At 69.7% G+C, this 15366-nt stretch carries 8 protein-coding genes; 1 reads left to right on the top strand and 7 read right to left on the bottom strand.

All coding sequences use genetic code 11. The features are described from left to right. Window positions 1–29: 29 nt before the first annotated feature. Together BM085_RS11380 and BM085_RS11375 are read right to left on the bottom strand one after the other, a co-directional pair. Entirely contained in the window at window positions 30–7427 is a 7398-nt protein-coding gene (locus BM085_RS11380) for a DNRLRE domain-containing protein (protein WP_177245061.1), read from the bottom strand. Window positions 7428–8671: 1244 nt separating this feature from the next. Continuing rightward, window positions 8672–8860, bottom strand: a complete 189-nt coding sequence (locus BM085_RS11375; protein WP_143120886.1) for a hypothetical protein — start codon at window positions 8858–8860, stop codon at window positions 8672–8674. Between the two features lie 308 nt (window positions 8861–9168). Between BM085_RS11375 and BM085_RS11370 the strand changes: the two genes are divergently transcribed. After that, window positions 9169–10407 carry a GNAT family N-acetyltransferase gene (locus tag BM085_RS11370; protein WP_093886975.1) on the top strand — a complete coding sequence of 413 codons (1239 nt, stop codon included), beginning with the start codon at window positions 9169–9171 and terminating at the stop codon, window positions 10405–10407. Between the two features lie 151 nt (window positions 10408–10558). Here the strand turns inward: BM085_RS11370 and BM085_RS11365 are convergent, their stop codons facing one another. The 5 genes from BM085_RS11365 to BM085_RS44325 form a co-directional block, all read right to left on the bottom strand. Next, window positions 10559–10930, bottom strand: coding sequence for a PTS-dependent dihydroxyacetone kinase phosphotransferase subunit DhaM (locus BM085_RS11365; protein WP_093886974.1), 372 nt, complete (start codon window positions 10928–10930; stop codon window positions 10559–10561). 58 nt (window positions 10931–10988) lie between these two features. After that, window positions 10989–11630, bottom strand: a complete 642-nt coding sequence (dhaL, locus tag BM085_RS11360; RefSeq protein WP_093886973.1) for a dihydroxyacetone kinase subunit DhaL — start codon at window positions 11628–11630, stop codon at window positions 10989–10991. A gap of 1 nt (window position 11631) precedes the next feature. After that, entirely contained in the window at window positions 11632–12624 is a 993-nt protein-coding gene (gene dhaK, locus BM085_RS11355) for a dihydroxyacetone kinase subunit DhaK (protein ID WP_093886972.1), read from the bottom strand. Between the two features lie 147 nt (window positions 12625–12771). After that, window positions 12772–13137, bottom strand: a complete 366-nt coding sequence (locus BM085_RS11350; protein WP_093887130.1) for an RNHCP domain-containing protein — start codon at window positions 13135–13137, stop codon at window positions 12772–12774. 256 nt (window positions 13138–13393) lie between these two features. Beyond that, a partial coding sequence (locus tag BM085_RS44325; protein WP_177245060.1) for a HEAT repeat domain-containing protein occupies window positions 13394–15366 on the bottom strand: 1973 nt, incomplete at its 5' end.

The following is a 15366-nucleotide window of genomic DNA, read 5'->3' as shown; positions in this document are numbered from 1 at the left end:
CGCTCGGCAGCCCCGCATTCGATGGGCGATTATTTCACGATCTTCACCCAGAACGGGCTGTCGCTGATCTTGGTGATGGTGTTATCAGGGTCGTAGTCGAGAAGGCGATAGTGGCCGTAGAACGCCTTCAGCGCATCTCCATGATCCTCGTTGTGGTCTTTTCGGACCCCTTGAATCGAATAGTGGATCTTGTCCTTCAGTGCTCCCTGCTCGGTCGACGCGAACGGATATTCGTCGCACTGCACGTTCCGGTAGCCCCATTGCTGGTACACCTCCTTGGTGTAGTACCTGCAATAGGTCCCTCCGTAGGGCAACTCCCAGTTGTCCTCGGGCACCGCGAAGGGAGTTCCGGAGAACACCCTCCTGTTCTTGGCGTAGACGCCCTTCGCCGCTCTCCACAGGGGTTCTCCCTGCCGGGTGTTCGGGGCAGCGGCGTAGTTGCCCCCGATGACCTTCGGCAGTTCGTTGCCCAGCGGCCCCTTGACCGGCGGACGGTTTTTTATTCGCCCGTCGGTCGTATCTCCAGGGCGGTAGGGCGGGTAGGTGAGGGAGTTCGTCGCCGGGCTCAGGGCCTTCTCTATGTGGTTGATGACATCCAGGAATTCGTCGTCCCTGCTCTTGGACATCGTGAACACCCGGTCGGCTCTGATGTAGATGCACCCGCCGGTGTTCGCCGTCTCCTCACCGAAGTTCCCGAGTTGCCTCCAGTCGCAGCGGAAACTGGGAGACCATAGGGTGTTACTCGGAACGCCCTGTCCCCACCGCACAACGCCCTGTCGTTTGCCTGCTTCGCCGAGGAGTTCCTGGTCCCACAGGGGAAGCCGGCCCCGCTTGTCCCCGTACTTGGTGATGGCGGGCAGGATCGAGCAGACTTCCCTGTCGTGTGACGCCGGTTTGGCCGTTTTGATCAGGTACTCCAGGTACGCTGTCGAGCGCCAGCCGGAGATCGTCTTCAGCTGGGTGGGATCGGGACTGCCCGCCTGGACCTCGCAGCCCTGCGTGGCAAGGTCGAACTCGATCTTGACGTCGCTCAGATCGGCATCCAGCTCGGTACGCCTGACACCTCTGTTCCAGATGCCGAAGTCTGTCAGCTTCACGAAGAACTTGATGTTCTGCGGCTTCAGCTCGGTGTCGTCGGCACCGCTCTTGTAGACAGCCTCTCCGGTGTGGTTGCCGATGTAGGTGTGCGCCACCCAGGTCACGCGGAAGGTGAACACGTCGTCGTCGGTCACCTTGTCCAGCAGCTTCGCCGGGATCCGCAGTGGCCCGGGGAACATCCTGACCCACCAGGCGGTCCGGTTCTTGCGCCGCTTGACGCCGTTCTCGTCGACCTCCTCCCATCCGCCGTGCCCGATCCAGCTGGTCCAGCAGGCCGAGTGTGGGCGCTCCTGCATCCGCGAATAGGCGTCGGTGAACCTTGGCGCCCTTTCGGTGGCGTAGCAGGTCTCCAACGACGGGTGCTTGTAGTTGAAGTTGCCGACCATGGCCGGTACGGCGGCAGCGCTCGGAGTCGCGGACGCCCTGGCCTGGGAAGGCTGGGAGGCCGAGCTCGCCAGCAGGGCGAGGATCTGGGTGGTATCCAGAGTCCGCTGGAAGACCTGGACCTCGTCCAGGTCGCCCTTCATCCGGCTGCCGAGTGCCATGGCTGTGGCGGCGTTCCAGGTGGTGAAGCTCACCGGCGCGCTCTTGATCAGTACACCGTTGAGGTACAGCGAGGCGGTCTTGGCCGCCGCGTCGTACACACCCGCCAGGTGGAACCACTCGTCGACCGGTGCCCGCGTGCCCGAGAGCGCACCCTCGACCGTCGCGTCGGCGGTGTCGGCACTGGTGAGGGTGAACACCAGTCCGTGCGCGGGGTCGTTGCCGAGCCGGAAGGGTTCCTGATGGTCGCCCTTCTGTGCGACGACGTCGTAGTCGCCGTTGGCGTCGCTCCACCGCAGCCAGGCAGCCACCGTGAAGCTTTCGTCCGTCCGGATCACCGAGCCGGTGGTCTGCGCCAGCGGCTCCTCACCCGGGTGGATGACGTCGACCTTGAGCACCTGCCAGTCCGACCACGCCGACGCCGCGCTGGGCGACGCCGCGCGAACGCGCCAGCGCACCAGCCAACCGTCGGCCAGCTTCCCGACGGGTACGGCGAGCGCGGCCTGGGCGCCGACCTCGACACCGGCCACGTTGTCGGCCCAGATCTGCCCGCTGCCCTGACCGTCGGGAGCGGCCGGATCGTGCTCGATCTCGAACTCCGCGGTGAGCGCATCGCCACGGGGATCGGTGACCTTCGCGGCCAGCGTCGGCGTCTCGATGCGAGTGACCGTCCGGTCATCGATCTTCTTGGACGGCGTGACCTTGAGGTCGTCCACCGCGGGCGCCGAGTCCGGCCGGTCCACGACCAGCTGCTTCCAGCCCGACCAGGCCGAGGCCAGCTCGTCGATGTGGGAGCGGACGCGCCAGCGCACCGTCCAGCCGTCGGTCAGCTTCCCGGCTGGCACGGCTACCGCGACCTGCGTGCCTGCGGCCCCCTCGACCGAGGTCGTCCAGATCTGCCCGGTCCCCTGGCCCTCGGGGGCGGAGGGATCGTGCTCGATCTCGAACTCGGCCCGCAGGTTACCGCCGGGACCGTAGGTGACCCGCGCCTGCAGCGACGGCGTCAGCATCGGGGTCACCGTCTTGCTGTCGACCTGCTCCGACGGGGTGACCTGAAGCTGGTCCACCCCGGGCTTGGGAATCTCGATGGTGAGTTGCTGCCAGCCCGACCACGCCGAGGATGTGGTCGCCGAGGTGGCCCGGGCACGCCAGCGCACCACCCAGCCGTCACTCAACTTTCCTGCGGGTACGGCGAGCGCGGCCTGGGCGCCGACCTCGACACCGGCCACGTTGTCGGCCCAGATCTGGCCACTGCCCTGACCGTCGGGAGCGGCCGGATCGTGCTCGATCTCGAACTCCGCGGTGAGAGCCTCACCGCGAGGGTCGAGCACGGTGGCCCGCAACTGCGGGGTCGCAGTGGAGGTGACGGTCTTGCCGTCCACCTGCTGCGACGGGGTGACCTGCAGCTCCTGTACGGCGGGAGCCGAGTCCGGCTGGTCCACCAGCAACTGCTGCCAGTCCGACCACGCCGAGGCGAGCGTGCCCGTGGTGGAGCGCACGCGCCAGCGCACGGCCCAGCCGTCGGTCAGCTCGCCTGCCGGGACGGTCACCGACGCCTGTGTCCCGACCGGGACGTTGTCGGCGGTACCGGCCCAGATCTGCCCACTGCCCTGGCCTTCCGGAGCAGCGGGGTCGTGCTCGATCTCGAACTCGGCCCGCAGGTTACCGCCGGGCGCGTAGGTGACCTGCGCGTGCAGCGACGGCGTGAGCACGGTGGTGACGGTCTTGCCGTCGGCCACCTGCGACGGGGTGACCTGGAACTGGCCCACCCCGGGCTTGGGCACGGCGACCTTCATCTGCTGCCAGGCAGACCAGGTGGAGGAGGTGCCACCCACCAGCGAACGCAGCCGCCAGCGCACCAGCCAGCCGTCGGCCAGCCTGCCTTCAGGGACGGGCACCGAGACAGCCGTACCGGATGCCACATTGTCCAGTGCCGTGGCCCAGATCTGGCCACTGCCCTGCCCCTGTGGCGCGGCCGGGTCGTGCTCCAGTTCGACCTCCACTCGCGAGGCGCTGCCCTGCGGGTGGGACACGAGCGCACGCAGCTCAGGGATGACCGACGTGGCGACCGTTACCCCATCCTGGGTCTGCGAAGGAACGACCTGGAGCTGGCTGACCGCTGGGTCGGTGGCCGGATCGAAGATGTCGGTCCGGAACCGCTGCCAGGACGACCAGGCCGGCGTCGAGCCCGGTGTGGTGGCCTTGACCCGGAACTCGTAGTCGATCTTGTCGGACAGCTTCCCGGCTGGAACGGCTACCGACGCCTGTGAGCCGGAGGCGACGCCCGTCACGGTCGTTGACCAGAACACCGTGTCGGTGGCCCAGTCGGCGACCTGGAAGTCGACCGTGGCCGTGCCGCCAAGCGGGTCCGTGACGCGGGCTAGCAAGGTCGGGGTCAGCGATGGTGTCACCGTGCTCGTGCCGACGTTCTCCGACGGCGTGATCTGGAACTGGTCCACCACCGCCTCGGGCACGTTCACAGTGAAGACCTGCCAGGCCGACCAGGTCGGGGTGGATCCCGGGGTGGTGGCCTTGATCCGCCACTCGTACTTCACGCCGTCAGTCAGGACGCCGCTCGGCACCGCAATCGTGGCGGTGCTTCCCGATACGACGTTGCTCAGCGAACTCGACCACCGCACGGTGTCGGTGGCCCAGTCGGCGACCTGGACGTCGACCGTCGCAGGACCGTCCAGCGGATCGGTCACCCGCGCACGCAAGGTCGGGGTCAGGGAACTGGTGAAGGTGTCGGTGCCGGAGATCGCCGACGGCGTGATCTGGAACTGGTCCACCACCGCCTCGGGCACGTCCACGGTGAAGAACTGGTGCGGCGTCCACGCCGAGGTGGCGCCGCTGGCCGTGGCCTTCACCCGCCACTCGTATCTGATGCCGTCGAGCAGCTTGGCCGCGGGAACCACGATCGACGCCTGCGTACCGGAGGCGACGTTCGCCACCGAATCTGACCAGACAACGATGTCGTCGGAGTAGCGGGCCACCTGGAACTCGACCGTGCCCGTGCTGCCCAGCTTGTCGACGACCCTGGCCAGGAGCGTCGGCGTCAGCATGGAAGTAGTGATGGCGGTCCCGGTGCCCGCCGACGGGCTCACCTGGAGCTGGTCCACCACGGGAGCGGCGTCCACGGTGAAGAACTGATAGGGCGTCCAGGCCGGGGTGGATCCCGGCGTGGTGGCCTTGACCCGCCACTCGTACTTCGTGAGGTCGAGCAGTTTCCCGGCCGGGACCGTCACGGAGGCCTGCGAGCCCGAAGCTACGCCGGACAAGGTAGTCGACCACACCACCACGTCGTCGGAGTAGCGGGCCACCTGGAAGTCGACCATGGCCGGACCGCCGAGTGGATCGGTGACTCTGGCTTTCAGCGTCGGGGTCAGCGAGGAACTCTTGGTGTCACCGGCGGTCCCCGACGACGGGGTGACCTGGAACTGATCCACCACGGCCTCGGGCACGTCCACCGTGAAGAACTGGTACGACGACCAGGCGGAAGCGCCACCCGCGGACGTCGCACGTACCTGCCACTCGTACTTGACGCCGTCGACCAGCTTGCTCGTCGGCACCGCGATCGACGCCCCCGTACCGGAAGGCACATTGGCCAGCGAACCCGACCACACGTGACTGTCGTCGGTGTACTTGAGTACGCGGAACTCGACAGTCGAGGCGCCCGATGCGGCATCGGTCGCCGTCGCCTTGAGCGTCGGCGTCAACGACGACGTCACGATGTCGCCGTTGATCGTCTGTGAAGGGGTCAGACCGAAACCGGCGACCGCGGGGGCAGCCGCCACCGCGTTCAGCCGGGAGGGCGACGCGGGTCCGGCCGACGTCGGCGTCGGGGTGGCCGCAGGGGTGTTGGTCAGCCCGGTACCGCTCTTACCCGGGGTCCACGAAGCCGTCTCGTTCAGCTTCACATCGTGGCCTTTGCCCGACGAATCGCTCGCCGTATCACCGGAGCCCTCATCGAACTTCCAGTGCCCCGCAGCCTGCTTCGGGGTGCTGAAGGACCACGTGTAGGTGGTCATCCTGTTTTCCCACTCGTCGGCCGCGTCCGAGAGCACCACTGTGTACGTGGTTCCCGCGGTCAGCGCGCGTTCCGGCGTGAATGTCACCACCGTCCCGCTGCTGTCGTAGGTCGCCGGCGTCGGCACCTCGACGCCGCTGGCGTCCTTGAGCACCACGGCGGCCTCGGTGACCGGCTCGGAGAAGGTGACCTTCAGCTTCGTGTTCAGGGGGACGTCGGCAGCGCCGTTCGCGGGCTCGACGCTGACCACGCGCGGCCCGAGCGTGTCCTCGCCGGTTCCGTCCTCACCGTCGTTGCCCCCGGGGCTGCGGTCGAGTTCGTCCGCCACGACCTCGAAGGGTTCTCCGTCGCGCTGACCGGCGATCTGACCGGAGAGCGTGTTGTCGATCCTGGTCCGCTCACTGCCTGCCGGCTCATAAATCGACCGGGCGCGGGCCTCCTCGAACGCCGGAAGGCTCGTGATCGGGTCTGGCGACATGAATGTGAAGCCATCGACCTTGGGCGGAGCGGGAGCCTCGTACTCGAGGAAGAAGTAGGGGTGGTGGCTGCCGTCCGGAGCGGTCTCCGGGTAGTTGCCCGACAGGTACTGGCGCCAGTTGTTCCCGCCCGACTCGGCCACCGCGCGGACCATCAAGCCATGGTTGGGCGTTCCGTCCGCCCAGGCCTGCGCGATCTGCTCGATGGAATACCAGAGCTCGCCCTCGGCCATCCAGTCGGAGCAGTTCGCGTCCTTGCCGTAGGGGTTGACCACGTAGCCGTCGGCTACGGCGAGTGGCTGCTCGGACCACTTGATCGTGGTAGGGGTCCAGCTGGCGGCGACGCGGTGCATGGAGATGTCACCGACATTGCCGCAGGCGCTGGAGATGTAGTTCCACAGCGTGATGTTCGCGTCGATGATCCGCTGGCCGAAGAATGGCGCGTTCGTGAGGTCGAACTTCAGGTAGGAACGGTAGTTGTAGCCGTCCCGGCGCCCGGCGAAGAGCGCGTTGCTGTTGGCCGAGTAGCTGCCGTTGACGTAGCTGCCGCCATTGGCGATGAACGTGTCGGCGGGAGCGCCGGCTCCGTGCCACGGCGTCGGGTTGGCCGCGGCCACCGTCACCGGGTAGGTCACCGCCGGGTCGGCCAGGAACGTGGCGTCCGGGGCGAGGACGAGCGCGGCATCGTCACCGCTTCCAGTGAGGGTCGCGGTCGCGGTGCCCGCCTTGCCGCTGCCAGGCGTGGCGATCTCCTTGGCGTCCATGACCGGAAGCACCGACAGGTCGGCGACCTCCTTGCCGCCCGCGAGCGCGGACGGCTTGCCACTGGCGGACTTGCCCAGGCTCATCCCAGAGGGCGGGTCGATCTGTACGGGCAGCTTGAGCTGCTCGGCAGGCCGCTCGCGGATCACGATCTGCTGCTGGTAGCCCGTGGGAGTCACGGTGACGACCAGGTCGATGTTGTGGCCGTAGGCGGACCGGTAGGTCGCGGTATGGTCGGACAGCTCAGGCACGGGCAACTTGCCGGGCGCGGCGATGCTGACCTCGCCGGGCTGGCCCTCCTTGAGACCGAGGAAGTCGCCCTTCGCGGTCAGCAGAGGGGCATTGCCGCCGCCGTTGGACAGCTTGATGTCCAGTTTGGTCATCCGGGGTTTGACGACCCCGTCCTCCACGACCAGCGTCGGGTCGACCTTGTGCCACTCGCTACCGCGCTGGACACGGACGACAGTGCTCGACACATACGTCTTGACCGTTTTGCCGCCGGGCATGGCGACGGTGGTCATGTTCTCGGTATGAAGGCTGGGAATCTCCACCTCCTTGCCCGTCCGCTTGGCTTCGGCCTTGGCCAGATCGACGAAGTTCGGCTCAACCGGTGCGGTGGTGGAAGCCGGGTCAGGAGGCGGGGTGGGTTCGGCGACGGCCGGTGTCGCCAGGATCGAAGCTGAGAGCGCAAAGGTTGCCAGGAGCGAGCCTCCGCGACGCGTCGCGGAGGCTAAGCCGGACGTTGATCGAGCGTGTTTCACATGCACCCTTTCAGGCACAAAACGACAGAACGAGGTGATCATGGCAGCATGTCAAGTGCATGTAAAGATCACTTTCGTAACCGGTAAGATCACCTTCGTCATTGGGGCCGGTAGTCGCCTCGCCGGTGATCACCGCATGATGCCCTGCGGTGCTCCTGTGTTTATAAATTCAGGCCTGAATGGCTACCCTCGTCTCCCAGTGGCCGGCGGCCGCAAGATGGATGACGATGTCCGAGACCGGAACCATGCGTAACGATCCCGGAGTCACTCGCCCAGACGGACGTCCTTGTCCGCCTCATGACTTTCTTCCGTAGCCGTTAGGTCCACCCACGCGCCGATTCCATGAAAATTCGCCGTGATGCCGCGAAGCCTGGAGCTTTGAAGTTTGTCGACCGGGACAGGGTCAACAGCCGTTCAGGCACGATATCGCTTTGATGGGACTCAATAACCACTCCGTTGAGTAGACCCAGCCCGCCGGATTTCAAGAAAGAGAATTTATCTCTCAGAAATGATTGCGGCCATTCCCGTTGGAGTGCTCTCGGTTTCTTCAATCAATCTGGATGGCCATGGCCTCTCATCGATTTTTTCGATCATCGACCAGCCGTTATCCCAGTGAGTGGTGAAGGCCCAGCTCAACGCGTGTGCCAAGCCTTCACCGCAGGTCAGTCACCATGACGGATCAGATCCACGACATCCGGTGCTTACGGGATTCCTGGCCCTACGACACAGCGAGGAGATGATCACCTCGGCGAGGAGCTCAGCTCCTCCATGCCGAATACGTGCTGAAGTCCCGTGAGATCGCGAGCTGACGGGAACCTTTGTGCAGGTAGGCAGGTAGAAGGTGTGTCCAGCGGTGGCGGCCGGAGGGACCCGTAATCCCTGGGGCTCGAGTCCCGCCCTGCCCTCACGCCTCCCGCGGAGCGCCTCTGCCCCGCCTGTTCGCGGGCGGAGGAGACCGGTGATCGCCCTGTTCGTGCCCGTCCCCCGAGACGGGCCGGCAGGGGTCAGGCGACCTTCGAGGAGGGAGCCTTCCAGGTGTTGCACGCGCCCGAGCCCTGTGACCTGTAGCCCTGCTCGAACCAGTGAAGGCGGTTGGCGGGCTTGCCGTACCAGTTGAATCTGCCGTATTCCTTCGGCGTCTCGGCGGTGAGGAGGGGTTTCCAGTTCTTGGCCGAGCACCCCAGGATCTTCATGGACACCCCGCCCAGGCAGTCGGCCTGCAGGTAGAAGCGGCTCGCCGCCGTCCTCCTCGTCTCCGGCCGGCAGCGCCCACCAGGCCTCGCTGATGCCCGCCTGCGCCTGGACGGCTCCGGCGTACGGCGGGGCCGTTTCGTGAGCACCGGCTCCGCCACCGTCACCGGCGTACGGCGGGGCCGTCTCGTGAGAACCGGCCTCGCCACCGTCACCGGCGGCCCCGCGGGAGAGGACGCACGCGTCCCCTTCCCGCACCTTCGCGGAAATCCGATGGACGAGACGGCCCGGACGGTGGAATAGTCCCGCCGTGACCGCCGCACCCTCTCCCTCCGCGCCCCTCCCGCTGGCCGGCGGCCTCGTTCTGAGGCAGGCACAGCCCGCGGACCTCGACCAGATCAGCACGCTCCTGGCCGAACGCGGCGACGAGGCCGACGCCCTCGACCATCGGCTGGTCGTCGCGGATCCCGAGGCCGGCTGGCCCGCCAGCGCTGTGGTCGTCGACGGAGACCGGGTCGTCTCCACCGCGACGCTCCTCGACGAGGAAGTACGCATCGGCGACATCCGCCTGCCCGCCGGCCAGGTCGAGCTGGTCGCCACCGACCGCGAATACGAAGGACGCGGACTCGTGCGGGCGCTCATGCAATGGGCCCACGACCGTTCCGCCGCCCGCGGTCACGTCATCCAGGCGATGATCGGAATCCCGTACTTCTACCGGCTGTTCGGCTACGAGTACGCCATCGACATACCGCCGGCGCCGACCGTGCGCACCCCGCCGCCCGGCGAGGCGGCACCCGCGCTCCGCGCCGCCCGGCCCTCCGACATCCCCGCGATGGCGGCCCTTCAGGACATGACCCAGGACCGGTTCGACGTGGCCATGCCCCACTCGGCGGCATGCTGGCGATGGCTGCTGGAGCACGAGGCGAGCACCCTCTGGGTCGTCGAGCGGGGCGACACCGTCGTCGCCGCCGGACGCACCACACCCCCCGACGATGACGAGGTGCTCCTGGCCGAGGCAGCCGCGCTCGACGACGCGGCGGCCCGGGAACTGCTGCGCGGCGTCGCCGCGCTGGTGCCCGGCGGCCAGGTACGCGTCGTCCACCGGGCGGGAACCGTGACCGCCGCCGCCTGGCGGGAGTTCCTCGACCACGGACCGCGTAAGCAGGCGGAGCAGTACTACCTCCGCATCCCGGACGTCGCGGCGCTGCTCGACCGGCTGCGGCCGCTGCTCTGGCAGCGCCTCACCGCGGCGGGGGCGGAACGCGCCGGCCGCGACATCGTCATCTCCACCTTCGGCGCCCACTACCGGATCCCCGTCCACGCCGATGGCCTCGGCGCGGTCGTCACCGGCGGCGCGATGCAGGGGCCCGGAGCCGTGGGAGGCGCCGGAGTGGCCCCCGACCACCTGCCCGCCCTGCTGTTCGGCCCGCACGGGATCGAGGGCCTGACCCGGATCCGGCCCGACGTCTACACCGGGGAGGAGGAGCTGTTCCAGGCGCTCTTCCCGCCGCTCACCGCCGACGTGCTCAGTTACTACCTGCCGTATTGAGAGCCGGTCCTGGGCGGCGACCGGCAGGATCCGGCAGCGGCGGACGACCGATCGTTCCTCGCGACCGCGGCGCACCCCGCGCGGCGGTCTGACCCGGAGAGACGCCGTCTTCACGGTCGCGGCGCCGGCGCCCCTCCTCGCGATGTACGGGTCACAGCTTGCGGAAGTTCCTGGACTCCTCGGCCGCGGCCAGCACCGCCTCCAGCGAGGCGCCCGTGCCCGCCGTGACGACGGCCGCGATCGCCCCCTCCACGAACGGCACGTCGGCGATCACCACGCCCGGCCCCTCCATCAGGCGGGCGGTCAGCACCGAACTGCCCAGGTCGGGGATCAGTATCACCCCGTCGCCCCGGTCCACCTCCCCGATCGCCGCCTCCACCAGGCTGGGGCTGGTGCCGACGCCGCCGTCGTCGGTGCCTCCGGCCGCGGCCAGCGGGACGCCCGTGCCGCCGATCTGCGTGGCCAGGACGGCGACCTCGGCGGCCAGCGGGCCGCTGTGCGAGATGAGGACGATGCCTACCATCGGAGGGGTCCGCACGCCGCCGAGGAGAGGCGGGGGAGTGCCCGGTCAGCGGGGAGCGTCATCGCGTCACCACCGTGCGCAGGGCGGCGAGGATGAGGGCGGTCGACGCGGCCCCGGGATCCTCGTGGCCCACGCTGCGGGGGCCGAGATAGCTGGCCCGTCCCTTGCGCGCCTGCATCGGGATCGTGGCCTCCGCTCCGGCGAGGGCCGCCGACGCGGCCGCGCCGATCGCCTCTTCTGGCTCCTTGCCCTCCTGCGCGGCCAGAGACATCGCCCGGACCGCCGGAGCGAGCGCGTCCACCATGGTCTTGTCGCCCTCGGCGGCCGATCCCAGCCTCTGGACCCCGTCCAGGGCGGCCTGCAGGGCGGCGGCGAGGTCCGCGACCGACACCTCGGAGGCGTCGCCCAGGAACTTGCCCGCCTCCCGGAACGCCGTGCCGTACAGGGGGCCGGAAGCCCCGCCCACCTTGCGGATCAGCGTGCTCCCCACCAGTGCCAGCAGCGCTCCGGGGGTGTCGGGCTCGGTGCCGGCCAGCGCCTGGGCGATCGCGGTGAAGCCCCGGTCGAGGTTGGCGCCGTGGTCGGCGTCGCCGATCGCGGCGTCCAGCCGGGTCAGCCACTCCTTCTCGGCCCCGACGGTCCGGGCGGCCTCCTCGATCCACGCGGCGAAGAAAGCGGTGTCCAGGTCGGCGGCGCCCATGTCAGCGGCCCCAGCGCAGGCCGGGGGTCTCCACCGGGGCGTCCCACAGACGGGTGAGCTCGTCGTCCAGCCGGCAGACCGTGATCGAGAAGCCCTGCATGTCGAGGCTGGTGACGTAGTTGCCGACCAGGCTCCGGGCCGCTCTCGCGCCCTTGCCCGCCAGGTAGTCGCTCACCTCGGCGAAGGCGATGTAGAGCTCGATCAGCGGCGTGCCGCCCATGCCGTTCACCATGACCAGGTTGTCGCCGGAGACCGGCATGTCCTCGTCGATGGCGTCCATCGCGGTGTGGACCAGCTCGCGGGCGCCGCGCATGGCCGAGCGGGCCCGGCCGGGCTCGCCGTGGATGCCGATGCCCAGCTCGACCTCGGTGTCCTTCAGGTCGAAGGTGGGCTTGCCCGCCGCAGGGGTGGTGCAGGCGCTCAGCGCGACGCCGAAGGACCGGCTGCGGGCGTCGACCGCCTCGGCCACCCGGGTGACCTCCGCCAGCGGCGCGCCGGTCTCGGCCATGGCCCCGGCGATCTTCTCCACGAAGAGCGTGGCGCCGGTTCCCCGGCGGCCCGCCGTGTAGAGGGAGTCCTGCACGGCCACGTCGTCGTCGACCAGCACGCTCGCCACCTCCACGCCCTCCTCGGCGCAGAGCTCGGCGGCCATCTCGAAGTTCAGGACGTCGCCCGTGTAGTTCTTCACGATGTGCAGCACTCCCGCGCCGCCGTTCACCGCCTCGCTCGCCGCGATCATCTGATCGGGCACCGGAGAGGTGAAGATCTCGCCCGGGCAGGCCGCGTCGAGCATGCCGTACCCGACGAAGCCCGCGTGCAGCGGCTCGTGCCCGGAACCCCCGCCGGAGACCAGGCCCACCTTGCCCGGACGCGCCCCCGAGGCGCGCAACACGATCTGGTTGTCCACGTCCACCCGCAGCCCGGGGTGCGCCGCCGCGAGTCCGCGCAGCGCGTCCGGGACGACCGAGTCGACGCCGTTGATGAGCTTCTTCACATCTCAGAGCCCTTCCCCCTCGGCGATGGCGGCAAGCGCGATCAGGGCGGTCTCTTCCCGGAGCGCGCCGCGGCCGCCGCCGTCGAGGATCTCGACGGCGGCGGCGCACCCGCCGTGCGGGGTCGGCGACCGGCGGACCGGCCGGGCTCAGAGGCGGGCGAACCAGTCGAGCGGGAACGGCGGCCGGGCCAGCGGCGCCACCGCGATCCGCATGAGGGCGAGCGGGTTGTCGTCGCCCGCGATGCGGTTGGCGTCGAGGGCTCCGCAGCCCGTGCAGTGGTGGACGAGGGCCCACTCGCCGTTGTGGCGGACGTGGACGGCTATCGGGGTCATCGACGACCCGCAGTCCGCCGCCCTGTCACCCGGGGTGTCGTCCAGGTGCCTGCTCCACAGGCAGGTCGGGCAGTGGTTTCGGTGCGCCGTGCCCGGCGCGTCGGCGGGGACATCGAGGCCGCAGTGGAGGCAGCGGAAGGAACGGATGCGGGCGCGGCCGCGGGATGGAACGCGGGACATGGAGACTTCCTCAGGGATGATGATGGGCACAGGTCACCGGTGCCTCCGTCACGCCACGTCGTGGGCGCGCGAAGGCCGTTTCGGTGCCCGCGGGCATCAAAATCCCCCCTTTCGAAAGCTCGTCGCGATGTATCCGAGTGAAGACGTATCCGAGTGAAACGGAGGACGAGAGGGATATCAACGGGTTTTCCTCCCGCACTCCGCCGGAACCCCTCTTTCGTGATCGGCACGTGTCCGTGCCGCGGCTCCGGCGGCCTCAGGGGGTGGGCCGCAGATGCCGGAGCGCGGACGCGGCCTCCTCGCGGACCTTCCGGTGCGGGTCGTCCCGGGCGAGGGTCTCCAGCCAGGCGAGGGTGAGCGGGTCCTCGTGCGCCAGGAAGCCGACGGCCCAGAGCGCGGTCACCCGGACCTGCCAGGCGCCGTCGGCGGTCACGCGCTCCCGCAGCCACGACAGCGTTGCGGAGTCGGCCGGCGCGGAGATCCTCACGATCTCCTGCACCGCTTCCTCCCGGATGGCCCAGCGCGGGTCGCCGGCGGCGCGCTCCCGGAGCCGGGCCGCCGTGCCGGCCGGATCCGCCCGCCACCACGTGCCGGCTCCCTGTACGGCGGCGCGGGCCACGGCCGTGCTGGGATCGCGCGCGATCCGCTCCCTCAGCCAGGAGATCATCTCCGGTGTTCCGCCGACGGCCTTGGTGATCTCCTCCACGGCCCCCTCACGGACTCTCCAGTGCTCGTCGGCGGTGGCCCGGTCGCGCAGGAGATCCAGGGTGGCGGCATCGTCGCACCAGCCCCGGGCGAGAGCGCGGACGGCCGCCAGCCGGACCTGCGCGTGCTCGTCGCGTACGGCCCGCTCGCGCAGCAGCGGGACTGTGGCCGCGTCGTCGGCCCGGTCGGCGGCGATCGTCTCCAGCATCGCCCGGCGCACCCGCCAGTGCCCGTCGGAGCGCACCCGCCCGCGGAGGAGGAGAAAGGTGCCGGGCTCTTCCGGCCAGGTGCTTGTCAGCGCCGTCAGCGCGGCCAGCCGCACCTGCCAGTGCCGGTCCCCGGCCGCGCTCGCCTCCACGGCGGAACGTGCCCGGTCGTCGTCCGGCCGGCCCTCGGCCAGCGCCCGCACGGCCGCCCGCCGGCCCATCCAGTGCCGGTCGGCTCTCGCGTGCTCATGGAGCCGGTCCGGCGTGCCGGGCCCGTCGGGCCAGCCCCAGCCGAGCCCGGTGATCGCCGCGGCCCGCACCTCCTCCGGGTCGTCTCCGGCGATCCAGGCGAGCACCCGGGAGCACATGCCGTCGTGGTCGCGCCAGTGGCGCACGGCCGCGTCCACGGCGACGGCGCGGACCTCGGGGTCAGGGTCGCCGGAGATCCTGCCGTACAGCCAGGACAGGGTGGCGTCGTCGTCGGCGGCGATCCGGGCCACCTCCCGGACGGCCGCGCCGCGCACCTCCCGGTGACGGTCGGCCTCGGCCCGGCCCCGCAGCCACAGTACGGTGTCCGGCCAGTCCGGCCCGATCCGCGCCATCGCCTCGACCGCCGCCCGCCGTACCTTCCAGTGCTCGTCCCGTGAACTCACCTCCCGCAGCCAGGGGAGGGTCGCCGGATCCCCCGGCCAGGTCCGCGCGGCGAGTTCCACGCCCGCCGCGCGGACCTGTTCGTGGTCATCGGCCGTCGCGCGACCGCGCACCCACGAGGAGACGCCGGGCCGGTCCGGCCAGCCCAGGGCGACCCGTTCGACGGCCATGCCGCGGACGTCCTCGTCGGGGTCGGCCAGGGCGCGCCGCCGCAGCCAGGGCAGCGTGGCCGGCTCGTCCGGCCTGATCAGTCCCACGATCTCGACCGCGGTCCTGCGTACCTTCCAGTGGCCGTCCGTGACGGCGATCTCGCTGATCCAGGGCGGCGTCGCGGGGTCGTGGGCCCGGCTCTCGGCCACCGCTTCGACGGCAGCCGCCCGGACGTCCTCGTCCCCTTCGAGGAGGACGCGATCGCGGAGCCACGCGAGAGTCTCGGGATCGCCCCGGTACGCCGTGGCGATCTGCTGGAGGGCGGCGCGGCGGACCTCCCGGTGGCCGTCCGCCACCGCGCGCTCGCGCAGCAGCGCCAGGTCGTCCACGCCGATTCCCCCGCTGCCGAGTCTCTGGACGGCGGTGCGGCGGACCTCCCAGTGGCCGTCCGCCACCGCGCGCTCGCGCAGCAGCGCCAGGTCGTCCGCACTGAGTCCCCAAATGCTGAGCCTTTGGA

The sequence above is a fragment of the Streptosporangium canum genome, assembly GCF_900113865.1.
GTDB classification, from domain to species: Bacteria; Actinomycetota; Actinomycetes; order Streptosporangiales; family Streptosporangiaceae; genus Streptosporangium; species Streptosporangium canum.
The sequence above is the reverse complement of the archived record's forward strand: the minus strand, read 5'-3'. Positions and strand labels throughout refer to the sequence as shown.

Excerpts from the sequence above, each read along its gene's own strand:
- dhaL (WP_093886973.1), bottom strand. The coding sequence starts at position 11,630 with ATGGGCGCCGCCGACCTGGACACCGCTTTCTTCGCCGCGTGGATCGAG.
- BM085_RS11350 (WP_093887130.1), bottom strand. The coding sequence starts at position 13,137 with ATGTCCCGCGTTCCATCCCGCGGCCGCGCCCGCATCCGTTCCTTCCGC.
- BM085_RS11380 (WP_177245061.1), bottom strand. The coding sequence starts at position 7,427 with ATGACCACCGTCGCCATGCCCGGCGGCAAAACGGTCAAGACGTATGTG.
- BM085_RS11365 (WP_093886974.1), bottom strand. The coding sequence starts at position 10,930 with ATGGTAGGCATCGTCCTCATCTCGCACAGCGGCCCGCTGGCCGCCGAG.
- BM085_RS11375 (WP_143120886.1), bottom strand. The coding sequence starts at position 8,860 with ATGAAGATCCTGGGGTGCTCGGCCAAGAACTGGAAACCCCTCCTCACC.